Consider the following 23,857-nt stretch of genomic DNA (forward strand, 5'->3'; position numbering starts at 1 on the left):
TCCGCTCCCGCCCCGTCGGCCGAGCATCCCCATGCGAGCTTCCCGTCCCGTCATCACCGAGTCCAACGCAGAGAGCCTCAAACCGGTGGCAAGGCTCGGTCCCGCTGTGCCGGACTTGTTTGCCTGTGGCCAGCGGCTCGTCTTCGACCCGACGGGTGCCCGGCTCGGCGCGCTGGCGCGGAGGGGACAGCCCCTGCGGTGGTGGGATGTGGAGACGCTCTCGCCGGAGCCGATGGGCACCCACGAGTCCGCGTCCGGAATGCACTCCCTGGCGTTCCCTGACGCCGAGCACGTCTTGACGGTGGTGTCCGCGAACCGGTCGCCCCAAGGACCGTGGCGGCCGAGGTTGGTGGCCTTCTGCGCGACGGACGGTGCACAGGTGCGTGAGCGGCACCTGACGCACGCGGTGACCCGGCTCGCCGTGTCCTCGGATGGCGCGCGGTTGCTGCTGATTCCGTTGGAAGGTGACTCGCCCGAGGTGTGGGACCTGAAGTCCTGGCGGCCGCTTCGTGAGCTCACGCCGATGGACCTGGGCGTGTCGGTGACGGCGTGCGCGCTCTCTGCGGAGGGCCGCTACGCCGCGGTGACCTTCCACGCCGATGACCGACGCAGCGAGAACCTGTGGCTCTGGGACGTCGCCTCCGAGGCCCGCCCCGTGGCGCTCTCCATCGACGCGTCCACGGTGTGGAGTCTCGCCTTCCATCCGACGCAGCCGCTGCTCGCCGTGGGCGGAATCACGGAGGAGGTCGCCGTGGTGCACGTGGGCGAGCGTCGCCAGGTGAAGTCGCTTGCGGGCTTCCAGGGCTACGCGTGCAACCTGAGCTTCAATCCCGAGGGCACACTGCTCGCCGCCTCTCGCGATGGCCGAGGTTTCGGCGTGCATCGCTTCGACACGGGCGAGGCACTGTTCAGCCATGGCGACGGCGAGGACCTGCACACGAGCGACGCGGTGTTCTCGCCCGACGGGCGCCTGGTGGCGTGGGGCAGGGCGGACGGCACCGTGGAGCTGTGGGGCGTGGAGGACTGACGCTCGCGCTCGTCACTCGGACGCGGGCTGGGTCCACTTCCCCTGCCGCGTCGGTTGGCGCAGGGCCTCGCGCAGCGCGGTGAGGAAGCGCTTCCGGGGCCAGGACTCCGCGCCGAAGCGCGACAGGTGCTCGGTCTCCACCTGGCAGTCCACGAACTGGAAGCCCCACGCCTTGAAGCGCTCCACCGCGGTGACGAAGGCCACCTTCGACGCGTCCGGCGCCAACGCGAACATGCTCTCGCCGAAGAACGCCGCGCCCAGCGACACGCCGTACAGCCCGCCCTTCAACTCGCCTCCCGCCCACGCCTCCACCGAGTGCGCATAGCCGCGCTCGTGCAGCGCGACGTACGCCTCCAGCATCTCGTTGGTGATCCACGTGCCGTTCTGCCCGGGGCGCGTCACGCGGCCGCACTCGGTGATGACGCGCGCGAAGGCCGTGTCGTAGCGCACCTCGTACTCGCCCCGCGCCAGCGTCTTCCTCAGGCTGCGGCCCACGTGGAGCTTGTCCGGCTCCAGTACGAAGCGCGGGTCCGGCGAGTGCCACAGGATGGGGTCCCCCTCGCTGAACCAGGGGAAGATGCCACGCGAGTACGCCGCCAGCAGCCGCTCGGGGCTCAGGTCCCCGCCCACGGCGAGCACGCCGCTCTTGTCCGCGCGGTCCGGAGGAGGGAACAGCTCCGGGTGCTCTTCACTCAACAGATAGATGGGCACGCATCGCCCATCCTAGCGGGACACGTTCAGCTTCACCTCGCCCGTCAGCGAGTACGGCACCCGCATCAGTGGACCCGTCAGCTCTCCTGTCACCCCATAGGGCAGGATTCCCCGTGAGATGAGGGACTTCACCTCCGGCCCCCACGAGTCCTTCGTCACCGCCACCTCCACCGGGTACACACCCGTGGCGGACGCATCCACGCTGTCGGCCTGGGCCAGCGTCCCGCTGTCCAGCGCCTTGCCCGCCACCGCCACCTGCCACGTCAGCCCATCCAGCTTCAGCGGGAAGGGGTTGGGGTTGCGGATACCCAGCCGGAGGTTGAGCTGCACCTCCTCGGCCGAGTAGCGCGCCCCATCCAGCTCCTCCACCACCACGGTGGGGAGGCGGGGCACGCGCACCGCGCGGCTCGCGGCGAAGGGGACCTGCTGCTCGGAGTCGCCGGAGCGCACCACCAATACGCCTCGGAGGGCGAGCAGCACCGTGCCGCCCTGGGCGCTCAGGCGCGCGAGGTCCTCGGGGCTCTGGACGTAGGCGGCCTTCTCCTCGAAGGAGACCTCCGTCGCGGTCCCGGGCTGGAGGGCTGTCTCCAGCCTGGCGGAGCCCTTCTTGAGGACCTTCCCGTCGGAGACGAGCTCGTAGTCGGCCCGCTCCACCATGCCGGGGCCGGCGCTCTCGAGCTGGGCGCCGAAGCGCAGGGTGGCCTCGGTGAGGCCCTGGGATTCCACGGAGGTCTGCTGGCCTGTCAGCGAGGCCGAGGCCGACGGACGGGAGGGGGCCGAGGCGCACCCCAGACCCAAGCAGACGAGTGCCGCGAGCTGGACGACGAGCGAAGTCTTGCGCATGACGCTAGACATTGTGTGCACCCTGGAGGGCCTCCCCAAGGGCTTTTCCGCTAGACTGTCCACCACTCGTGGTCCGACGCCGCCCCAACTTCAACAAGACGGTCCGCGCCCTCATCCGGGACATCGCGACGAAGCTGCCGGAGTTCGCCCACGTGAAGGCGGGCCGCATCCTGGTGGTGGCGGGTGAGGCGCGCCGAGCCTCCCGCGGCACCGTCAAGCCCCTGTGCTTCCGGGGTGGCAAGAGCAAGGACCGCCGGGGCCGGCGCAAGCCCGTCATCCGCATCCGCGGCCGGCGGATGCTCTACTGCATCACCCTCCGGCCGCTGTTCTTCCGGGGGTCCACCGCCCGGGCCCGACTGGAGACGGTGATGCACGAGCTCTTCCACATGTCGCGCCGCTTCGACGGCACGCTGCACTCGGGGCGCAGGCACGCGGTGCTCGGCAAGGACTTCTCCCGGAAGCTGCGCCCCCTGGTGCGCCGCTACCTCAAGCAGTGCCCTCCGGAGCTGCTCTCCGCCCTGGCCCTCACCGGCGAGGTGCGCGTGCTCCAGTGGCTGGAGCGTCCCGGCCCCGCCTACGTCCCCGGCACCCACCGGCGCGTGCGCAAGGTCTACACCGAGGACCAGCTCTATTACGGCATCGCCCGCATGGTGACGCCCAAGCCTCGCATCCAGCGCGAAGCCGCCGCGCGCCCCAAGCTTCACTAGGTCGAGGGGAAGCGCCCGGCGCTCGCCTCGACGGCGAGGCCGCCAGTTGTGCGAAGCGCCGCAGCGCCGAGGGTTAGCGCCGGGTTCCCTCCTCGGCGGCGAGGCCATCCGCGCCAGCCTCCACGGCGCGCGCGCCCGCGCTGTGCCGCCTGGGCCGAGCCCTCATCCAGAGGCCGTCTGCGCCGAGTTCCACGGTGCCCCGCCCGCGCGGTGCCGCCTGGGCCGAGCCCTCATCTCGAGGCCGTCTGCGCCGAGCTCCACGGCGCCCCCGCCGCGCTGAGCCGCCTGGGCCGAGCCCTCATCTCGAGGCCGTCTGCGCCGAGCTCCACGGCGCCCCGCCCGCGCGGTGCCGCTCCTCATCGAGAGGCCGTCAGCGCCCGTCTCCAAGGCGCCCCGCCCACGCGGTGCCGCTCCTCATCCAGAGGTCGTCTGTGCCCAGCTCCACGGTGCCTCCACCCGCGCGGTGCCGCTCCTCATCCAGAGGCCGTCTGTGCCCAGCTCCACGGTGCCTCCACCCGCGCGGTGCCGCTCCTCACCCAGAGGCCGTCTGTGCCCAGCTCCACGGCGCCCCGCCCGCGCGGTGCCGCTCCTCATCCAGAGGCCGTCCGCGCCCAGCTCCACGGTGCCCCCGCCCGCGCGGCATGGCCCTGGCCGCGCGCCCTCCGCTCGCCCCGGGCCCCACGGAGTGTCCGCCCCGGACTGTCCCTGGGTGCGCCAATCCCCACTCACCGTCCTCCTGGAACCCGCACTTGTCCGCCCCGGGACAGAACCTGGGAGAGAAGATTGACTTTGATAATGAGTATCAATATCGTCAGTCGCGTTTCAGACACCGGGGTGGAGATGCGCGACGGATGCCAGCGGGAGGGCGAGGCGGGCGAGCTGCGGTGTCTGTGCGGAAGTCTGCTGGCAAGGCGGGTGCCCGAGGGCGTGGAGCTCAAGTGCCGGCGGTGTCATCGGACGCGGGTGGTGCCGCTGGAGCGGCCGCCGGGTGATGGGAGCGCGAAGGGCGCGCACGGTGGAGCGGTGGGAGTTCCGGGGCGCTCGTCCCGGGGTGTCACAGGTTTGGACTTTGAGGCCCGAGGCCGTTGAGCCCAGTGCCCCGTGGGGACTCCAGGACGCTGGGGAGTCTCGACCGGTCGCGGGCCGGAGGACGTTGTATGCGCGGCAGTTGGTGTCTCTTCGTGTTGGCCTGTGCCGCGCCGTCGATGGCGTGGGGCTCGATGGCGTCGGAGCCCGGGGCTGTCACGGCCCAGGCACCCGGGGACGCCGCGCCCCAGTTCTCTGTCCCTTCTGAAGTTCAGTCCGCCGGGGAGCAGGTCCCGGCGCAGTCGGAGTCTTCCGCGTCGGGCGTCACCGAGGATGCGGCGGAGCAGTCGAAGCAGGCCGAGGTCGTCGCGGGTCCAGGGGCCTCGACGACCTCGGCATCTTCGACGCCCGTGCCCGCGCCGACGGACGCGTCGTTCGACGAGGTGCCCACGGCGCGCACGGTGGTGACGGCGTCGCGCAGGCAGGAGCGGCTGAGCGAGACACCGGTGGCCACCGAGGTCATCACCCGCGCGGAGATCGTCGCCAGCGGCGCGCGCGACGCGTCGGAGTTGCTCGCAGCGCACCCGGGCCTGGTGGTGAACCAGACGTTCGCGGGCGCGTCGCTCCAGGTGCAGGGCCTGGGACCCGAGTACGTGCTGGTGTTGGTGGACGGCGAGCGCGTCGCGGGCCGCGTGGCCGGCAGCGTGGACCTGTCGCGCCTGTCCCTCGAGGACGTGGAGCAGGTCGAAATCGTGAAAGGTCCCTCGTCCGTCCTCTACGGCAGCGACGCGGTGGGCGGCGTGGTGAACTTCATCACGCGGCGCGCGCGCAGGCCGCTCGGCGGAGAGCTGCGGCTGGCATACGGCCAGCTGGACCGGCTGGACCTGGACGCCACGGGTGAGGCGCGAGGCGAGAACTGGGGTCTGCGGCTGAGCGGCGGCCTGCAGCGCCGCGCGTCCTACGATTTGGACACGACGGACGTCGGCACCAGCGGCAGCAGCCTGGACGGCTTCGACGTCTCGGCGAGCGGCGACCTGAAGAACCAGGGGGCGATGTCGCTGGAGGCGTCCGCGGGCGTCTCGCGGCGCACCCAGCGCGGCATCGACCTGGGCGCCACCGGCGCGGTGTTCGACCGGGCCAGTCGAGACACGTCCATCAACTCGCGCGTGGCGCCGTCGTGGAAGCTGAGCGACGACGCGTCGCTGCGCGTGGAGGGCTCGTACTCGCGCTTCCAGCGGACGTACCTGCGCGACCAGCGCCGCTCCTCCGCGCTGGACACGGTGGAACAGACGCGCGACCAGCAGGCCCGCCTGGGCACGCAGCTGGACGCGCGCCTGGGTGAGCGGCACGCGCTCGTCGTCGGCGCGGAGGCGCTGGGCGAGTGGCTGACGGCGGACCGGCTGGAGACGGGCACGGGCGAGCGGGGCCGAGGCTCTCTGTACGCACAGGACAGCTGGACGCTCCTGACGGAGCCCAGGCTGGTGGTGGTCCCCGGCGCGCGCGTGGACGTGGACACGCAGTTCGGCTCGGCGGTGACGCCCCGGCTCGCGGCGAAGGTGGACCCGCTGTCGTGGCTCACCGTGCGCGCCAGCTACGGCTGGGGCTACCGGGCGCCGGGCTTCCAGGAGCTGCTCATCGACTTCGAGAACCCCTCGGTGGGCTACGTCGTGCGCGGCAACCCGGACCTGAAGCCGGAGCGCTCGCGCAGCTTCAGCGTCGCCACCGAGGTGCGCCCCACGGAGCGCTCGCTCTTGTGGGTGAGCGCGTTCCAGCACTCGCTGCGCGACATGATTGGGACGTCGGTGGAGCAGGGCGGCGAGCAGCAGCAGTTCTCCTACGTCAACGTGGCGCGCGCGCGGGTGCGCGGCGGCGAGCTGGGCCTCCGTCAGCAGTTCCCGTGGCGACTGTCGGGGGAGCTGGCGTACTCGCTCACCGACGGCCGCGACCAGTCGCAGGAGCGCGCGCTGGAGGGCCAGGCGCGTCACCGGCTGACGGCGCAGGTCACCTGGCGCCACCGCGAGTGGGGCCTGGAGACGTGGGTGCGCGGCGCGCTCGTCGGTAAGCGCCCCTTCTATCCGGACACGGATGGGGACGGCGTCGCCAACCCGTACGACTCGGACGCGTACCTCTCCCTGGACGCGCGCATCGCGTGGCGTCCGCGCGAGGCGCTCCAGTTCTTCGTCATCGGCTCCAACCTGGCCGATGCGGGCAACCCGACGGACCTGCCCATTCCTCCGCGTTCCTTCCAGGCCGGCGTCGCTGTCCGGCTGTGAGCTTCCACCCCCACTTCCCAGGAGCCCGTATGTCCCGTCCCACCTTCCTCTCCGCGTCCCGCGTCGCCGCCGCGCTGTGCCTGTCCGGTCTGCTCGCCGCCTGCGGTGACGACCTGGAGCCCACGCCGGGCGAGGACCTGGACCCGACGGACGGCACGCACATCAGCCACGTGAGCAACGCGGACGGCTCCATCTCCACCACGGTGAACGCCACGGACTCGTCGGTCTGGATTGGCCTGGACCTGGACGAGGGCGCGCAGGTGCCGCCGGAGACGGACGCGCTCTGGGACCTGTCCTTCAATCGCTACCACATCCGCTCGCGCGGCGGCGTCAACGGCACGGGCGGCGTGGAGGTGGCGGTGGTGTCCGGTCAGGACTTCGCGGGGCTGACCCAGGCGCCCGCGAGCGGCTACGCGGTGGACCAGGACGACGGGGACGACGAGGGCTCGGACCCCGACACCGTCTTCGAGGCGAACGGCGCCTGGTACTCCTATGACGTGTCCACGCACAAGCTGACGCCGCGCGCGCAGGTGTACGTGGTGCGCACCGACTCCGGCGCGTACGTCAAGGTGAAGATGGAGTCCTACTACGACGACGCCGGCACGCCCGCGATGCTGAAGCTGCGCTGGTCGAAGCTGACGGCGCCCACGGGTGGCGCGGCCGTCGATGACGTGCCGTCCGAAGAAATCTCCGCCGAGGCCTCGCGTTGATGTCGCCGTCCTGTTCCCCCCTTTCCAGGTGTCCGCCATGATTTCCAACCCTGCCTCCACGGCCTCCTCCTCCGAGCCCACCGCCCTCCTCCAGCGTTGGAACGCGCTGCGCGAGGCCGAGCCGCGCACGCGCATCCGCGACGCGGCCCAGCAGTTGGGCGTGAGCGAGGCCCAGCTGCTCGCCACCGGCGTGGGCGGCGACGTCGTCCGGTTGGACCTGCGCCTCGATGCCCTGCTGCCCCGGCTGGACACGCTGGGCAAGGTGATGACGCTCACGCGCAACGAGAGCGCGGTGCACGAGAAGCGCGGCCTGTATCGCAACATCGAGGTGAACGGCGCCGTCGCGCTGGTGCTCGACGAGAACATCGACCTGCGCCTGTTCCTGACGCGCTGGCGCTTCGGCTACGCGGTGCGCGAGACGCGGCCCGAGGGCATCCGCCGCAGCCTGCACTTCTTCGACGCCACCGGCATGGCCCTGCACAAAATCTATCTGGAGGACGAGCAGGGCGTCTCCGCGTTCGAGCGCATCGTCGAGGACTTCACCCACGCGGAGCAGACGAAGGTCGTCCCCGTGGAGGCGGCCACCGCTCCCGAGGCGCCGCGTCCGGACGCGGACATCGACGTGGCGGGCCTGGTGGAGGGCTGGCGCGGGCTGCAGGACACGCATGACTTCTTCCCGCTGCTGCGCCGCTTCAAGGTCGCGCGCACCCAGGCGCTGCGGCTGGTGGGCAAGGAGTTCGTCACGCCCGTGGCGCCCGCGTCGCTGACGTGGGTGCTGGAGAAGGTGGCGGCCTCGGGGCTGGCCATCATGGTGTTCGTGGGCAACCCCGGCGCCATCCAGATCCACACCGGCCCGGTGCACACGGTGAAGGCCATGGGCCCGTGGATGAACGTGCTGGACCCCAGCTTCAACCTGCACCTGCGCACCGACCACATCCACTCGGCCTGGATCGTCCGCAAGCCCACGCGGGACGGCGTCGTCACGTCGCTGGAGCTGTTCGACAAGGACGGCGAGAACATCGCGCTCATCTTCGGCAAGCGGAAGCCGGGCGTGCCCGAGTCCACCGACTGGCGGGCCCTGGTGGAAGAGCTCGTCGCCGTGCTGCCCGCGCCCGGGGTGGTGTCATGAAGCGCTGGAGCCTGGGGCTCGCCGCGCTGCTCCTGTCGCAGGGGGCGCTGGCCGCCGCGCCCGCCGCCGCCGCGAAGAGCGCGCCGGTGAAGCTGGTGACGGTGGGGCCCGCCGTCACCGAGACGGTGTTCGCGCTGGGGATGGGCGAGGCCGTGGTGGGCGTGGACGACACCAGCCTCGCGCTGCCGGTGGCGCGTGGCCGTCCCAAGGTGGGCTACCAGCGCGCGCTCGCGTCGGAGCCCCTGGTCGCGCTCGGCGCCACGGCGCTGCTCGCGTCCGAGGAGGCGGGGCCTCCGGGCGTGCTCGAGCAGCTGCGCTCGGCGGGCATGGACGTCGTCATCCTGTCCAACAAGCCGACGCTGGACGAGGCGCGCAACCGCGTCCGCGTGCTCGCCAGGAAGCTGGGGCGCGAGTCCCAGGGCGAGGCGCTGGTGGCGGACCTGGAGAAGCAGCTCCAGGACGCGGCGGCGCGGGCCGCGAAGGGCAAGCAGAACAAGCCCGTGCGCATCCTCGCGCTGTACGCGCGGGGCGCCAACGCGCTGATGGTCGCGGGCAAGGAGACGCCCACCGACGAGCTCATCCGTCTGGCGGGGGGCGTCAACGCGGTGACGGAGTACTCGGGGCACCGGCCGCTCACGGCGGAGGGTGTCATCCTCGCCGCGCCCGACATCATCCTGGTTCCGGATGGCACATTGACGGCCATTGGCGGGGAGGCAGGGCTGCGCAACGTGCCGGGGCTGTCCCAGGCGAAGGGCTGGAAGGCGACCACCGTCGAGGACGTGCACTTCATGAGTCTGGGGCCGCATCTGGGCAAGGCCGTGCAGCGCATCCAGGACGGCATGGGGTTGCCGGCGCGGGACGCGAAATGAGCGCCTCGGACGTGGCACCGGCTCCCGCGAGCTATCCCGCGCGCGAGTCGGTGAATCCGGCCCGTCTCCGTCCACGTCCGTGGTGGGTGTTGGGCGCGGCGCTCGGGGTGGCCGCGCTGACGTCGCTCTCGGTGGGCTCGGTGCGGGTGCCGCTGTTGGGGCTGGCGGGCAGCGTGCTGGGAGCGCTCGGGGTGGAGACGGGGCATCGGCTGGAGGCCGTGCAGGAGGCGGTGTTGCTGTCCATCCGCCTGCCGCGCGTGGTGCTCGGGGTGATGGTGGGCGCGGTGCTGGCCACGTGCGGCGCCGCGCTCCAGGCCCTGTTCCGCAACCCGCTCGTGGAGCCGGGGTTGTTGGGCACCTCGGGCGGCGCGGCGCTGGGCGCGGTGCTGGCCATCATCCTGGACCTGTCCATCGATTCGAGGCTGGGCGCGTTCCGGCTGCTGGCGGTGCCGGGCATGGCCTTCATGGGCGCGCTGGGCGCGACGTTGCTCGCGCAGCGGCTGGGTACGGGAGGAGGACGTTCGGAGACGACGCGGGTGCTGCTCGCGGGCGTGGCGGTGACGGCGGGCGCGGGGGCGGGCATCGGCCTGCTCACGCACATCGCGACCGACGCGCAGCTGCGCACCATCACCTTCTGGACGTGGGGCAGCCTGAGCGGGTCCTCGTGGAGCGTGGTGGGCGCGGCCGCGGCGCCGCTCTTGGTGGCGCTGGCGCTGCTGTTGCGAGAGGCGCGCTCGCTCAACCTGCTGCTGCTGGGGGAGCGCGAGGCGTGGCACCTGGGCGTGGACGTGGAGCGGCTCAAGCGCAGGCTCATCCTGGCGGGAGCGCTCGGCGTCGGGGCGGCGGTGTCTGCGTCGGGCGTCATCGGCTTCGTGGGCCTGATGGTCCCCGCGCTGCTGCGGCTCGGGATGGGGCCGGACCACCGTCGGTTGATGGGGGCCTCGGCGCTGCTGGGCGCGGCGCTGCTCGTCGTGGCGGACACGCTGACGCGCACCCTGGCGGCTCCGGTGGAGCTGCCCGTGGGCGCGCTGACGTCGGCGCTGGGGGTGCCCGTCTTCATCGCTCTGCTGGCGCGCAGCAAGGGGACCCTATGAGCCTGGAGGCACGAGGAGTCGAGGTGTGGCGGGGCCGAGGGCGCACGCTGGGGCCGCTGTCCCTGGAGCTGGTGCCCGGCGAGGTGCTCGCCGTGGTGGGGCCCAACGGCGCGGGCAAGTCCACGCTGCTGTCCGCGTTCTCGGGCGAGCTGCCCTGCTCCGTGGGCGAGGTGCTGCTGGATGGGCGCCCGCTCTTGAAGTGGCCGTCTCGCGAGCGCGCGCTGCGGCTGGGCGTGCTCCCGCAGGAGTCGTCCCTGGGGTTCGGCTTCACCGTGCTGGAGGTGGCGCTGCTGGGACGCAGTCCGCATCCGATGCGCGGTGACAGTGGCGCGGACCTGGACGTGGCGCAGGCGGCGCTGGACGTGATGGACATCCGTCACCTGTCCTCGCGTCCGTATACGTCGCTGTCGGGCGGCGAGCGGCAGCGCGTGCAGCTGGCGCGCGTGTTGGCGCAACTCTGGGATGCGCCCGCGCATGGGGGCCGTTACCTGTTGCTCGACGAGCCCACGTCGAGTCTGGATTTGTCGCATCAGCACCTGGTGCTGGAAGAGGCGACGCACTTCGCGCGCAACGGTGGCGCGGTGCTCGCGGTGCTCCATGACTTGAACCTGGCGTCGCGGTACGCGCATCGCATCGCCGTCATCGCGGGAGGTCGGCTGGTGGAGCTGGGCCCTCCCGCGCAGGTGCTCCGCGCGGACCTCATCGCGAGCACCTTTGGTCTGCAGGTCCAGGTTGTCGAATGGCCGGAGGTGCCCGGTCCCTTCGTCATCCCCTCGGGCCGCGTCTCACCTCCCGCGTGAGCGGGAGTCTGGCAGTCGTTGTCTGAAGCTGCTTCTCGCGGGGGTGTGCGGCGAACCCGGCCTCCCTCCAGGCTGTACCGCCGGGCGCCCGCCCCCGCGAGGAGTGTTCTTGTCTGACCCCAGGCTGACCGCCCGTCCTCGGGCGTGGAGCAGCCGGGCAGGCGGTGTTCCAGCTGCTGTTGTCTCCTGATGGACAGAGTGCGCGCTCGGATGCGAGCGAGCAGGGGACCCCCGCGCTTCCTGCTCCTGCAGTCCTCGGAGGAGCGCGTGTTGTCCTGCCGCGCACCCGTCACCAGTGTGGCGGGCGTGGAGGATGTCCCCCTGGTGGGTTTCGAGTCCGCGGTGCGAGCGTGGGCGCTGGTGGTGTGGAGCGTGGGGTTGCTGGCGTGCGGCGCGGGCGCGCCCTGTGATTCCGCGTGCGAGCCCTCCGATGAGGCGTGCCGACAGAGCGCGTGCGGCGCCCTGCCCGAGGAGAGCCCCCGGATGCGCATCGCCTGTGACGCGCTTCCCCCCGAGGGGAGATGTCTGGGCCCTCGCGTGGTGGAGCGCTGTGTCGATGGACAGCTCCAGCAGCGGGACTGCGCGATGGGTGAGGCCTGTGTGGAGGCAGGTGGCGCACACTGCGAGGCCGCGGCGGCCTGTGTGGAGGGCACGTCCCGTTGCTCCGACGCGGGCGCGCTGGAGCGCTGCGCGGATGGGCGCTGGGCATCCGCCGCGTGTGACGCGGGCTGTGTGGCGGAAGGGAACCGCGGCTTCTGCGGCGCTCCCGGGCGGACGCTGAGCGGCATGGCCCGCTATGCGCGGCGACTGCCGGACGCGTCGTTCCGCGACTGGGCGCCGGAGGCGGAGTGGGTGTCCGCGCGGGGCTTCCTCGTCGCGTCGTTCGAGGGCGGGGCGCTCGTGGACCTGGCCGTGACGGATGGCTCCGGGCGGTTCACCGTGCGCGTGGCGCGGGAGGTGGGCGCGGAGGACGCCGTGGTGGTGTACGCGGCGGGGCAGGGGCAGACGGGGTTGGTGGAGTACGCGGTGGCGGACCCGGGACTGTCGGGTGCGCAGGGCGTGCCCGCGACGCCTGGTTCCTCGGCGCGCATCTGGAGCTGGTCGAGGCCGACGCGTGCGCTGCTCGATTCACCCGTGGTCGCCATCGAGGAGTCCGAGGGCTCCGGGGCCGCGGCGGTGTTCGAGGCGGTGAGCGCGGCGTGGCACGGGACGCGGGAGCGATATGGCGACACGGGGCTGCCGCTGGTGGCCTGGCTGGGCTTCGGCACGACGTGGTCCTGTGGGGCGTGCTTCGCGCCGTGGCAGGTGACGGCGGTGGGGCGCCGCTGGTCCGCGCAGCTCTGGCTGCCCGGGGACTCGGATGCGGCGTGGTGGTCCGAGGCGATGGTGCTCCACGAGCTGGGACACTGGGCCATGGCGAGCCATGGGACGAGCCCGGCCGAGGGCGGGCCTCATTTCCTGGGCGTGCCGACGTTTCCGGGGCAGGCGTGGAGCGAGGGGTGGGCCACATGGTTCAGCTCGGACACACGTGGCAGTCCCCGCTACTACGACCGCCAGGGCGGGACGATGTTCTGGCTGGACCTGGAGACACGCTCACCGGAGATGATTGCGTGGAGCCGGCCTCGTCCCGAGGACGGGCTGCTCCAGCCCATCGAGGAGAACGAGGTGGCCGCCATCCTCTATCGGCTGGGCACGAGCACGCCGTCGCGGCAGCTGTTGTACGAGTCGCTCGCGGCTCCGGCGATGAACCTGGCTCCGTGGGCGCGTGGCTATCGCAAGCACACGTGGCGCATGGAGGAGGGGACGCCCGTGGATGTGGCGGAGACGCTGGAGGCCGCGCCGTGTCTGGCGGACTTCCTGGATGCGCTCATGTGCGGAGGCTTTCCCCGCGAGCTGATGGACGCCGCCACCGAGCCCTCCGTGGCGTATCCGTATCCGAGCCACGCGCCCCTGTGCAGGTGAGCGGAGCATGTCCATGTTCGCGCCAGGGGCCGTAGGGAGTTCGTCGTGTCGATGATGGGAAGTGGACGCGGGTCGCCCATGAGGTGGCTCGCGAGTCCTCGACGGCGCATCGCGGGTGCGGTGCTGGCGCTGGCGTTGGTGGGAGCGCTCTCGGCGGGAGTGGCCTCGGGAGTGGAGCGAGCCCGAGGGCGACCGCGTAGGAGTCTGGAGCCTTCGCCGCCGCTCTCACAGCAGGAGGGCGCGGCCGTGGGCCATGGAGTGTCTTCACGTGTCGCGCCTCGGATGGCGCGCGAAGTGGAGGCACCTGCTCGGGCCTCGTCTCGCGGGAGCGTGTCGACGGCGACCGCCGTGGTGCGCGAGTCGGGTGCGCGTCATCAGGTGCGAGAGGCGCTCTTTCGGACACCTTCTTCGCGCGGTCGCGAGGAAGAACCCCGGACCTCGTCGGACGAACATGGCCACTCGGGAAGTGCCACGGGCGCGCCGAGGGGGCTGACGTCGCGAATGCCCGCGCCGATGCGGGTCGATTGGCGCGAGGTGGTGTCCGAGGACGGTGCTCTGTCACTCGTGGCCGAGGTGGAGCGACGCGCGGGTTTCGACGCGGACATCGAGGTGAGCATCGTGCTCCCCGAGGGTGCGCGTGTCGTCGAGGGCTCCACGGAGTTCGTGTTGCCGAGGAGCGCGGGGGCCCATGCTCGGGTGACGCCCTGTGTGGTGGCGGTTGCTCCCGGCGTGGTTCCGGAGACGGACCTGGTGTTGTCCGCGCAGGCTCGAGGCGGGTCCTTCGGGGCGCACGCGGAGGCGCGGTACACCTTCGGACGTGCGAGTCGGCTCGAGCGACCTCCCGCACCCACGGGGCCGGTGTTGCCGGCCCGGTTCCTCTCGGGGAGTGACTCCGACGTGCCGTGAGCAGATGAGGACCCGAGCGGGGTGGCTGGAGTAGATACGGGGCCTCGTCGTTCCGAGGTGCCTCGTTGCAGACCGCTGCCCTGGTGTTGGTGTTGCTGTCCGCGTTCCTTCACGCGTCGTGGAACGCGATGCTCAAGCGGCATCCGAACCCCGAGGCCGGGGTGGTGGGCGTCATCACCGTGGCGACAGTGGGCGGAGGACTGTGGGCGCTCGGGATGAGGGGCGAGGCGTTCCCGACGACGCGAGGATTGATGTGGGCGCTGTGCGCGGGAGCGTGCGAGAGCGTCTACCTGGTGGCGCTCGCGCGAGCCCTGCACCGAGCACCGCTGGGGCTCGCCTACACGGTGTCGCGCGGTGGCGCGATGTTGCTGGTGTGGCCGGTGTCGGTGCTGCTGCTGGCGGAGCGCGTGTCCGTGTGGTCACTGACGGGCGCGTGGGTGTTGGGCGCGGGGCTGGTGGTGATGCACGTGTCGCGTCCTCAGGGACGCGCGGCCTCGGGCGTCGCGTGGGCGGCGCTGTCGGCGGTGGCGATTGCTGGCTATCACCTGAGCTACAAGCTGGCGCTGGCGGAGCGCGCGCTGCCGCCCGCCCTGTTCACCACGGGCCTGCTCATCGCGCTCCCAGTGTTGATGGTGGAGCGCGGGCGACAGCTCGGCTGGATGGAACTCCTGCGACAGGCGTGGAGCCGGCCCTGGCTGGTGCTCATCGGGGGAACCATCAGCATGCTGTCCTTCTCGCTGCTGCTGACGGCGTTGAGTGACAGCGGGGCAGGGGTGGTGCTCACGCTGCGCAACACGTCCATCGCCTTCGCGCTGCTGCTTGCCGCGTTCCAGGGGGAACGGCTCGGACACCGTCAGCTCTCGGGCGCGGTGCTCGTGTCCGTGGGCGCGGTGCTGCTCGGCATCCCGGCGTAACAACCGCCCAGGCGGAGTGAGCTCAGGAGGAGGCGCTGCTGTGCCCGCTGGCGTGAAGCCGCTGGCCGGGGGGACGCGCCAGCGCGGACACGGTGCTCGCGTCAGTCGGTGCTGCTCGGCATCCCGGCGCGAATCTCCGCCACTCGGACCCGGGCCAGGGCCGTGGCCCCGGGTCGACGAGGGCGGGCATCCACCCGCCGGCTGACTACTCCGCCTTCGCGGACGCGGCACCACCCAGTCGCTTCAGGGCGATTTGCGCATCCTCGTGATTCGGCTGGAGCTTCAGCGCCGTCTGATACTCCTGCTTCGCCTCATCCACGCGCTTGGTCGCCTCGAGCAACTGCCCCAGGGCGTTGTGCGGCTCGGCGAACGTCGGGTCCATCTGCGCGGAGCCCCGGAAGGACTTCTCCGCGTCCTTCGTGTTGCCCTGCTGGTACAGCGCATGGCCCAGGTACAACAACGTCAGCGCGTTGCGAGGCTCCACCGCCAGTGCATCACTCAGCACCTTGCGCGCCTTCGCCCCATCACCACCACGCAGGTACAGGAAGCCCAGCTCCGCGCGCGCTTCAATCTGCGCCGGGTCCTTGGCCACCACCGCCTCCAGCTCCGTCACCGCCTGCTCCGGCCGCCCGCGCCGCGAGTGGACGATGCCCAGCCGCGCCAGCGCCGCCGTGTCGGCCTCCTCGCCCTCCTTCGGACGCAGGTACGTCTCCGCGCCAGGGTAGTCCCCCATCGCCATCAGCAGGTCCGCCAGCCCCAGCTTCGCCGCGCGGTGGTTCGGGTCCTCCTTCAGCACGCCCAGGAACAGGGGCTGCGCCTTCGCCGCCACGCGCTTCTTCGCGTACGTGTCCGCCAGCGCCAGCCGGTTCTCCACCGTCGGCGACAGGGCGACGCACTCCTCGTACTCCGCGATGGCGCCATCCAGGTCACCCTTGGCCTTGAGCGCCTCGCCGTAACCCGCGCGCGCCGCCGCGTCCTTGGGGAACGCCTCCACCGCCGTCTTCAGCGTGGCCACCGCCTCGTCCGCCTTGCCCAGCGAGAGGTACGCCCGGGCGAGGCCCTGGTACGCCTCCGTCGTCTTCTTGCCGTCGTCGGAGCTCTTCTCGATGGCCTTCTTGAACGCCTCCACCGCCTGCTTCTTCTTGCCCTGCTCCAGGTACAGGTGGCCCAGCTGCGTGTACGGGCCACTGGCCCGACGCGGCTCGAGCACCAGCGCCTTCTCGAAGGACTTGGTGGCGCGCACGTTGTCGCCCAGCTGGTAGTACGCGAGCCCCAGGTTGAAGTGCGCCTCCGCGTACTTCGGGTCCGCCGCGATGGCCTTGATGAACGCGTCGGTGGCCTTGCGCGGGTCGCCCTTCTCGTTGAGCGCCACGCCCAGGTTGTTCTGCGCGCGCGCGTGCTTCGGGTCCGCCGCGATGGCGCGCTGGTACTCGCCAATGGCGCCGTCGAAGTCGTTCTCGCGCAGCAGGATGACGCCCAGGTTGTAGTGCGCCTCCGCGTCGCCCAGCTTCTCGCGCGTGGCCTCGCGCAAGGTCGCCTTCGCCTCGCCGTTGAGCCCCTTCTCCGCCAGCGCCTTGCCCAGGTTGATGCGCGCGACGTTCAGCTGCGCGTTGAGCTTCAGCGCCTCGCGGTACGCCTCGATGGCGTCGTCCGTGCGGTTGGCGCGCTGCAGCGCCTCACCCAGGTTGAAGCGCAGCTCCGCGTCCTGCGGCGCCAGCTCCACCGCCACCGAGTACTGGCTGATGGCCACGTCCGTCTCGTCCAGCACGCGCGCCAGCAGCCCTCGCTCCGAGCGCAGCGTCGCGTCCTCGGGGAAGGCCGCGATGGCCTGATCCAGCAGCGTGCGCGCCTTCTGCGCGTCGCCCGCCAGCCTGAGCGCGCGTCCCAGCGCCAGCCTCGGCGGGACGAGCTCCGGCTCCAGCTCCACCAGCTTCGTCAGCGGCTCCACCGCCTTCTTCGGTTTGTTCAGCGCGAGGAAGGCCGTGCCCAGACGGTAGAGGGCGTCGGCGTCGTCCGGGGACGCGCGCAACCGGGCACTCTCCACCGCCGCGGTGCGTTCGAGCGCCGCCGCGTCGGGGGGAGGCGCCTGGGCGGTGAGCAACTGGAGGACTAGGACGCCGGCTTTCGTCATCACAGGTTCTCCACGTAGGGACTGGCGCGCGCGTCGAACGTCTTCTTGGCGAGGGCGGACTTCTTCGCCTCCCACGCCTCACGCGCCGCCTTCTCTTCCTTCTCTTCCTCGGCGAGCTCGGCCCTCTCCGACTTCACCTCCGCCTCGCACTCGGCCACCTGCTCCTCGTACTCCTTCGGGTCCAGCTCCTCGCTGCCCTGCACCTTCGCCTTGCGGGCCGACGTCAGCTTGGCCAGCTCGAACTTCGCGAAGGCGCAGTCGCGCGCCAGCTCCGACACGTCCCGCAGGCCCACCGACAGCCGCTGCTTCGCGCGCAGGTATTCCACGCGCGCCTCGGACTCCTCGATGGCCAGCTTCGCCACCTCGCGCGATACCTCGTCCGTGGCGCGGTCCACCTCGTCCTCGGCCGCCTCCTGGCGGTCCTTGGCGCGGCGGATGTTGTCGCGGGCCCGGTCGATTTCGTTGTTCGCCTCGTCCACCTTGTCGACGGCGAGCGCCAGCTCGTTCTCCGCCTCGAGCAGCTCGATGCGGACCTCGAACGGGAGCTTCTTCACCAACGAGTTGGGCACCTTCATGCCGTAGCTGGAGCCGCAGCCGGCGGCGAGCAGGGGAAGGGTGAGCAGGAGCAAGTGCTTCATGGAACGGTGGCCTCGAAGCTGCCGAAGATGGTGCGGCCGGAATAGATGTCGGTGCCGTTGACGAACGTGACGTGGAACTCGCCGCTGATGCGCTGGCCCTGCGCCGTGGGGATCCGCTGGACCACCAGCGAGCCCCGCTCGAGCGGAGGGAAGACGCGCGCCGGTTCGTCCAGCACGCTGCGGCCGATGGCGCCCCGCTGCGCGCCACCCTCCAGGACCTCCGCGAGGTTGATGTCCAACCCGCCCGTGTAGCCCTCGGGAATCATGTCCCCCACGCGCGCGCTGACCTTCAACAGCGTGTTGACGCCAGGGCCCTGCGGCTTGACGAAGTTGATGGACAGCTCACCCTCGGCCAGCACCGCCTCCGCGCGCGTGTAGCGCAAATCCAGGAGCGGAGAGACGCTGCCCTCCAGCCGGCCGCCCTCGTCGCCGCACGCGCACAGGCCGGCCACCAGCACGGCCGCCAGCGCCAGCCCCCGAAGGGACCGGACGCTGGAGATGGACGTAGCGTGGATGCCCGGGCTCACTTGCACGCCTTCCAGCCCGCGCTGTCCACGTCCGAGCCCGTGAGCGAGCCCACGTCCTTGAGGACCGCCAGCTCCCGCCGGGCCCCGTCCACGTCGCCGAAGCGGCAGCGCAGCGCGGCCAGGTTGAGGCGGGCCTTGTCGTAGGTGGGGTCGGAGTCCATCGCCTTGGCGTAGGCCTCGCGCGCGCCCATCGCGTCGCCCATGTTGAGCAGCGCCCAGCCCAGCGCCGAGTGCGCCGAGGCCTTGGTGTCCTGCAGCTCCGTCACGCGGCCGAACGTCAGCTGCGCCACGCCGAACTGCCGCGCGTCCAGGTACGCCATGCCCAGCGCCTCCAGCGCCTCCACGCTGAGCGTGCGCTCGGCCTTCTTGCGCAGCTCGTCCAGCGCGGCCGACTGCATCGGCGCGCCTGGCTGCGGCACCGGCAACGAGGCCTGCTCGGAGCGGGCACGGCAGCCCACCACCGCGGCGTTGAAGACCTCCAGCGACTCGGCGCGGGACAGACACGCCTTGAAGGCCTCTTCGGAGCGCGCCTTGAGCGGCCCGACCTGCTCCTTCACCGCCGCCTGGAACTGCTGCGACTCGGAGGCCGACAGCCCGCCCGGCACCGGCGTGGACTCGACCACGTCCGCGATGTGTCCGTACGCCAGCGCCAGCCGCCACAGCGACGCCACCGCCCACTCGGGATAACCCAGCGACGCGGCCTGCGTGTAGATGCCCTCCAGGCCCTGCAGCGCGGCGACCTTCTCCTCCACCTTGTCGGAGGGCAGGTCCTTGTAGCCGCGGTAGAGGATTTCGCCCAGGTACCACAGGCCCTTGGCCGCCTCCTCCGTCTGCCCGTTGGGGCCCTGCACCGCCGTGGTGAGCGTGGCCACCAGCGCGTCCGCGCTCGCCGTGGGCGCCGTGGTCGCCTGCACCTCGGCGAGCACCGCCGCCGCGCCCGCGCTCCTGGGGTCCTGCTTCAGCGCGGCCTCCGCCGCCAGCTTCGCGCGCGAGTAGTCCTTCGCCTTCAGCCGCGCCTCGGCCAGCAGCACCAGCACGTCGCCCTTGCGAGCGCCGGAGGACTCCGCCGCCGTCTCCAGGTTGCGCGCGGCCTCCTTGTACTCACCCAGCGCCATGCGCAGCCGCGCGCCCGCAAGCCACCCGTCCACGCCGGCCACGTCCGAGCCCAGCTTCTGGCCCACCTGCTCGAACCAGCTGGCCGCCTCGCCGAACGCCGCCGCCTCCGCCGCGTGACGGCCGAGCGTCAGGAGCACGTCCGACAGGTACTGGCTCTTGGGGTAGTCCTGCGACAGCTTGGAGCCCAGCTCGCGCTCGGCCTGCAAGTCCCTCTTCTCGCGCGCCGCCGTGAAGGCGCCGTACAGGGCCTTCTCGCCGATGTCGCTGTTCTTGTTCTCGTCGGCCACCTTCACGAGGCCCTGGATGACGTCGCCCGTCTCCTGGGCGCTCTGCAAGGCCAGCTCGTCGAGCGCCTCGGCGCGGCTCTGCGTGAGGATCTTCTGCACCTCCGCGCGGAAGTTGCCCGGCAAGGGCGCGCCGAGGAACTTCTTGCCCGTCTCGTCCAGGCCCTTGAAGTCGTTGACCTGCCGCAGGCTGTCCAGCGCCAGGTTGCCGGCGACGGTGGACTCCTTGTGCTGCGGGTGGGAGAGGGCGAAGGCGGTGAACAGCTCCGCGGCCTTGGGGTAGTCGCCGTCCTCGTAGAAGGCGCGCGCGATGTTGAACTTCACGTCCAGGGCGTTGGGGCTCTTGGGGTAGCGCGACACGTACTCCGCGCCGAGCAGCTTCATGGCCTGGCGCGCGTCCGCCACCTCATACGCGTTGCGCTTGAGCGCCTCCTCCGGCTTGAGCGTGGAGAAGTGCGCGAGCAGCGCCGCGTAGATGGCGTCCTCCTCGCCCTTCACGTCCTTGGCCTTGGCCTCGTAGCGGGCCAGCTCCTCGAACTGGCGCGCCGCCTCCGGGAAGGCCTTGGCGGAGAAGAGCGCCTCCGCGCGGTTCTTCATCATCGGCCGCACGTACTGCTCGGGACGGAAGAGGCTCAGGTACGCCTCGTACGCCTCGGCGGTGCTCAGGTAGAGCTCCTTCTCCTCCTTCTTCTGCGCCGCCAGGTGCAGCTGGGTGGCCAGGTCGCGGCCCATCTCCTCCAGCTCCGCGAGCTGCTTCTTGCGCTCGACCTCCACCAGCTCCGGGTCCGTCTTGCTCTGCACCGCCGCGCGCACCAGCACGCGCAGGTCCTCTGGCTCCGGCAGCACCTTGCCCTTGGCCGCCTTGAGCGCGTCGTAGAGCTTCTGGCTCCGCTCCAGGTCCAGCTCCGGGTCGTGCTGGATCTCCATCAGCTTGCGCAGCGCGGGGATGGCCCACTCGTACTGCTGCTTGATGAAGTAGCGGTTGCCCAGCTTGTCCAGCGCGAGCGCGTACGTGGCCCGGCTGTCGCTGAGCTTCTCGAAGTAGTTGAGCGCGCCCTTGGGCGGCTTCGCCTCGGTGTAGCTGTAGACCAGGTCCAGCAGCGCCTCGCGCTTGACGTTGAGCGCCTTCTTCACGTCCACGCCCGGCAGGGGAGCGCTGGCCGCCGCGGCCTCGAAGAACGTCACCGCCTCCGCGTGCTTGGCCTGGTTCACGCGAATCCAGCCCATCTTGTAGCGGGCCAGGTCGTGCACGGGGGAGGGCGGGGCCTCGAGGATGGCCTGGTAGTGCTTCTCCGCTTCGACGAGGTCGGCCTTGTCGAAGAAGTGGTCGCCGAGAATCTGCTCCGCCTCCAGCCTGAGCGGGCTGTTGGGGAACTTGCGCGTCAAATCGCCCAGCGTCTTGAGCATCTCGTCGAACTGGCCGAGCTCGCGCTGCTCGTGCGCCAGGTAGAACGTCACCTGGTCGCCGTCCTTGAAGTCCGGGTACTCGCGCAGCAGGCGGTAGTACATCTGCACCGCCTTCTGCTTCATCAGCCGCGTCTCGGGAGAGACGATGGCGCCCGTGGCTCCCTCGGGCCGGGACTCGGCCTGCAGGTAGTACACGTAGCGGCTCTTCTCCACGTAGAGCTCGGCCAGCCGGAACTGGAGGTCCGGCAGGTACGGCGCGTTGCGGCTCTTGGAGATGAGTTTCTCCGTCTCGCCGATGGCGCGGTCCACCTTGAAGATGTCGCGCTTGAGCTTGGCGATGAGCTCGTCGCGCTCCTTCGCCTTGGACACGATGGGGTTGAAGCCCGCGGCGTTGCGGCCCGGGCTTCCAGGGGCGGCCGCCAGCAGGGCGGCGGCAATCAGGCCGGTAAGCTGGCCGGTCATGGGGTCTCCTCGATGCAGCGGCTCTCGATGCTGACCCGGTACGACTTGAGCTCGTCGTTCCAGTACTCGCCGTCGAAGCGGAAGGCGACGCTGTCGGGCGTCAACAGGGGCTCGTCCACCGGCACCACCAGCTTGGAGCCCTTCTTCACGCGCTCGTACAGCTTCAGTCCCACTTCGTATTCCATCAGCCGCACCTGCTCGGCCGCGCGCAAGAGCGTGTCCGCCTCCTGCCGCACCGCCTTGGCCAGCCGCGCGTCGTACACCCGCACGGCCTCCGCGCGGGACAGGTCATAGAGCTTCGTCAGGTGGGTGAAGAGCCGGTCGCCGAAGCTGCCGGCGTAGCGGCCCAGGCGCTCGCCCTCCAAATCCAGCGTCTCCACGAAGCGAGAGGCGCGCTTCGTGCCGCCGTGCGAGTTGGCCGCGCGGCGCAGGCGGATGTCCTGCGTCAGGTCATCGCGGTTGCGCACCGCCTCCAGCGAGTCCGCGAAGCGGCGCGTGAGCTCCTTGGCGGCGCGCTTGGCGGGCAGGTAGTGGCACAGGTCGCGGTAGATGAGCGCGCGCAAGAGGTACTTGTCCGGCAGGAACTCGTCGCGGAAGGACGGCGCGTCCAGCGTGGTGAGGATGCCCAGCGACGCGCGCGGCTCACCCAGCTTGTAGCGGGTCCACGCCTCCTCCAGGTAGAGGCTGGCGCGGCCCGGGTCCAGCTGGGGCAGCTTCACCAGGTTGTAGGCCTCCAGCGCGCCCTTGTAGTCCTGGCGCTCGTAGCGCAGGCGGGCCACCGCGAGCGCCGCCTCGTTGCGCGCCGAGCGGGTGAGCTTCTCGTCCTTGGACAGCGTGAGGAAGTCCGAGATGAGCTCCTCGGACGGCTCCTTCACCTGCTTGAGCCGGGTGACGAGCAGCGCGAACTTCGCGTGGCTCGCCTCCGCGCTCGTCTCCGACAGCTTGGCGAAGTGCGTGTTGGCCCAGCGCTCGTTGCCCACGCGCAGGTCCACCAGGCCCTGCTGGTAGTGCGCGTACGCGCCCGTGTCCTCGGGCAAAAAGCCCAGGTCCAGCGCGCCGAACACCTGCTCGTCGATCATCACGTCATCGTGCGGCTGGTCCGTCAGCGCCTTGAGGGCGTCGAGCGCGCGCGGGATGACGTTGGGGTTGGAGCGCTCGCGCGCGATGCGCGCCAGGTACGACGCGCCCGCGTGCGTGAGCCCCAGGTCGATGAGGCTCCTGGCCAGGAAGTACTGGCCCCAGGCGTAGTTGTCGTCCGTCTTGGGCGCGGCCTCGAGCCAGGCGTACAGGGGGCCGGCGGCGTCGCGCGGCTTGCCGTCGAAGTAGTCCTGCAGCGCGCGGTCGAACGTGGCCGGGTCCACCTTCTGCGGGAGCGACGCCGGTGGGGCCTCGGCCTTCTTGTCGCCCTCGGGCTTCTTGTCGGCCCCGGGCGCGGCGGCGGGCGTTCCCGGCGCGGCGCTGCCCTCCGCGGGCTTGGCGGCGGGCGCGCCGGACGCGGGCGGCGTGCCGGCGGACGCGGGCTTCGCGCTCCCCGGCGGTGGTGGCATGGGCAGCGCGCCGGTGCCGGACTGGGCGCGGGCGGCCGCTGGAGACACGACGAGCGCGGCGCTGGCGAGCGCGGCGATGAGTGAGCGGGAAGTCATTCCGTGGCGCCGAAGTTGAACGCGGTTCCGAGCTGGACGACCGGGACGTTGATGATGCGCGAGGCGCCGGCGAAGACGACGTTGTTGGACACGTCCAACCGGAACGACACCGTCTTGCCGGAGAACATGCGCACGCCCAGGCCCAGGTTGACGGCGGGGCGGAAGCCGTCCTGCCGGTCAATCTTGACCACCGTGCCGCCGCCGAGCAGGAACGCCTCGAAGTGCAGCACGGAGCTGTTGAGCACCGCCGTCTTGCCGTACAGCGGGCTCCACACCAGGTCGGAGCCCACCATCCACTGCACCTGGTCCTCGAACGCGGACGCGGTGGGGGCCACGTCGAAGTCGCGCTCCAACTGGCGGCGCAGCGACGTCTGGATGTTGTAGCTGTACGTGCCCCGGCCCACCTGCCACGCGAACGTGTCGCTGAAGTGGTACGTGTACGAGACGCTCCCGGTGAGGCCCTTGTAGAAGGCGTCCGCCGGCAGCACGCCGACGCCGAGGTACAGCTCGTGGTGCATCCGGTACTGCCGCTCCTGGATGGCGGAGACGGAGCCGGGGTTCTCGAGCGCCTCGGCCTGCGCGCGGGCAAGGCCGGGCGCCAGGAACAAGAGGATGAGCAGGGCGTATCGCACGGTGGGGGCTTCCTGGCGGATGAGCGGAACGGAACGCGGGGGGAGG

The 23,857-nt window shown here is 71.2% G+C and carries 19 protein-coding genes; 11 read left to right on the forward strand and 8 right to left on the reverse strand.

Going from position 1 to position 23,857, the window contains the following annotated elements; translation table 11 throughout:
• Nucleotides 1-31: 31 nt before the first annotated feature.
• On the forward strand, nt 32-1,027 hold the full coding sequence (locus K8625_RS31570) for a WD40 repeat domain-containing protein (RefSeq protein WP_223784805.1): 996 nt from the start codon (nt 32-34) through the stop codon (nt 1,025-1,027).
• Nucleotides 1,028-1,039: 12 nt separating this feature from the next.
• Here the strand turns inward: K8625_RS31570 and aat are convergent, their stop codons facing one another.
• Both aat and K8625_RS31580 read right to left on the reverse strand, forming a co-directional pair.
• Nucleotides 1,040-1,738, reverse strand: coding sequence for a leucyl/phenylalanyl-tRNA--protein transferase (gene aat, locus K8625_RS31575; RefSeq protein WP_223746332.1), 699 nt, complete (start codon nt 1,736-1,738; stop codon nt 1,040-1,042).
• A 12-nt stretch (nt 1,739-1,750) separates the two neighbouring features.
• Nucleotides 1,751-2,593, reverse strand: coding sequence for an LEA type 2 family protein (locus K8625_RS31580; protein WP_223784806.1), 843 nt, complete (start codon nt 2,591-2,593; stop codon nt 1,751-1,753).
• A 56-nt stretch (nt 2,594-2,649) separates the two neighbouring features.
• Between K8625_RS31580 and K8625_RS31585 the strand changes: the two genes are divergently transcribed.
• The 10 genes from K8625_RS31585 to K8625_RS31630 all read left to right on the forward strand — a co-directional run bounded on the left by K8625_RS31585 (nt 2,650) and on the right by K8625_RS31630 (nt 14,971).
• Nucleotides 2,650-3,288: a hypothetical protein gene (locus tag K8625_RS31585; protein ID WP_223746334.1), complete on the forward strand. Its 639-nt coding sequence runs from the start codon at nt 2,650-2,652 to the stop codon at nt 3,286-3,288.
• Between the two features lie 1,157 nt (nt 3,289-4,445).
• Nucleotides 4,446-6,587 (forward strand): TonB-dependent siderophore receptor, encoded by a 2,142-nt coding sequence (locus tag K8625_RS31590; RefSeq protein ID WP_223784807.1) that lies wholly within the window; start codon nt 4,446-4,448, stop codon nt 6,585-6,587.
• Between the two features lie 29 nt (nt 6,588-6,616).
• Nucleotides 6,617-7,297: an HmuY family protein gene (locus tag K8625_RS31595; RefSeq protein WP_223746336.1), complete on the forward strand. Its 681-nt coding sequence runs from the start codon at nt 6,617-6,619 to the stop codon at nt 7,295-7,297.
• Nucleotides 7,298-7,334: 37 nt separating this feature from the next.
• On the forward strand, nt 7,335-8,426 hold the full coding sequence (locus K8625_RS31600) for a hemin-degrading factor (protein WP_255652692.1): 1,092 nt from the start codon (nt 7,335-7,337) through the stop codon (nt 8,424-8,426).
• Nucleotides 8,423-9,295, forward strand: coding sequence for a hemin ABC transporter substrate-binding protein (locus tag K8625_RS31605; protein ID WP_223746337.1), 873 nt, complete (start codon nt 8,423-8,425; stop codon nt 9,293-9,295). The genes K8625_RS31600 and K8625_RS31605 overlap by 4 nt, the downstream gene beginning before the upstream one ends.
• On the forward strand, nt 9,292-10,389 hold the full coding sequence (locus tag K8625_RS31610; protein WP_223746338.1) for an iron ABC transporter permease: 1,098 nt from the start codon (nt 9,292-9,294) through the stop codon (nt 10,387-10,389). The genes K8625_RS31605 and K8625_RS31610 overlap by 4 nt, the downstream gene beginning before the upstream one ends.
• Nucleotides 10,386-11,189 (forward strand): heme ABC transporter ATP-binding protein, encoded by an 804-nt coding sequence (locus tag K8625_RS31615; RefSeq protein WP_223746339.1) that lies wholly within the window; start codon nt 10,386-10,388, stop codon nt 11,187-11,189. The genes K8625_RS31610 and K8625_RS31615 overlap by 4 nt, the downstream gene beginning before the upstream one ends.
• Nucleotides 11,190-11,399: 210 nt before the next feature.
• A complete protein-coding gene (locus K8625_RS31620; RefSeq protein ID WP_223784808.1) occupies nt 11,400-13,151 on the forward strand; it encodes a hypothetical protein in 1,752 nt (583 codons plus the stop codon).
• Between the two features lie 513 nt (nt 13,152-13,664).
• Complete coding sequence (locus K8625_RS31625; protein ID WP_223746341.1) at nt 13,665-14,057, forward strand: hypothetical protein; 393 nt, start codon at nt 13,665-13,667, stop codon at nt 14,055-14,057.
• 65 nt (nt 14,058-14,122) lie between these two features.
• Nucleotides 14,123-14,971, forward strand: a complete 849-nt coding sequence (locus tag K8625_RS31630) for a DMT family transporter (RefSeq protein ID WP_223746342.1) — start codon at nt 14,123-14,125, stop codon at nt 14,969-14,971.
• A gap of 205 nt (nt 14,972-15,176) precedes the next feature.
• Here K8625_RS31630 and K8625_RS31635 read toward each other — a convergent pair whose 3' ends face one another.
• Genes K8625_RS31635 through K8625_RS31660 form a run of 6 tightly spaced genes read right to left on the reverse strand, consistent with a single transcriptional unit; the run spans nt 15,177 to nt 23,811 of the window.
• Entirely contained in the window at nt 15,177-17,102 is a 1,926-nt protein-coding gene (locus K8625_RS31635; protein WP_223784809.1) for a tetratricopeptide repeat protein, read from the reverse strand.
• Nucleotides 17,102-17,740, reverse strand: a complete 639-nt coding sequence (locus K8625_RS31640) for a hypothetical protein (RefSeq protein WP_223746344.1) — start codon at nt 17,738-17,740, stop codon at nt 17,102-17,104. The genes K8625_RS31635 and K8625_RS31640 overlap by 1 nt, the downstream gene beginning before the upstream one ends.
• Entirely contained in the window at nt 17,737-18,267 is a 531-nt protein-coding gene (locus tag K8625_RS31645; RefSeq protein ID WP_223784810.1) for a hypothetical protein, read from the reverse strand. Before K8625_RS31645 ends, K8625_RS31640 begins: the two co-directional genes overlap by 4 nt.
• Nucleotides 18,264-21,536 (reverse strand): tetratricopeptide repeat protein, encoded by a 3,273-nt coding sequence (locus K8625_RS31650; RefSeq protein ID WP_223784811.1) that lies wholly within the window; start codon nt 21,534-21,536, stop codon nt 18,264-18,266. The genes K8625_RS31645 and K8625_RS31650 overlap by 4 nt, the downstream gene beginning before the upstream one ends.
• Entirely contained in the window at nt 21,533-23,179 is a 1,647-nt protein-coding gene (locus K8625_RS31655) for a hypothetical protein (protein WP_223784812.1), read from the reverse strand. Before K8625_RS31655 ends, K8625_RS31650 begins: the two co-directional genes overlap by 4 nt.
• Complete coding sequence (locus K8625_RS31660; protein WP_046711417.1) at nt 23,176-23,811, reverse strand: outer membrane beta-barrel domain-containing protein; 636 nt, start codon at nt 23,809-23,811, stop codon at nt 23,176-23,178. Before K8625_RS31660 ends, K8625_RS31655 begins: the two co-directional genes overlap by 4 nt.
• Between the last annotated feature and the right edge of the window lie 46 nt (nt 23,812-23,857).

This window comes from Myxococcus sp. AS-1-15, assembly GCF_020037055.1.
GTDB classification, from domain to species: Bacteria; Myxococcota; Myxococcia; order Myxococcales; family Myxococcaceae; genus Myxococcus; species Myxococcus fulvus.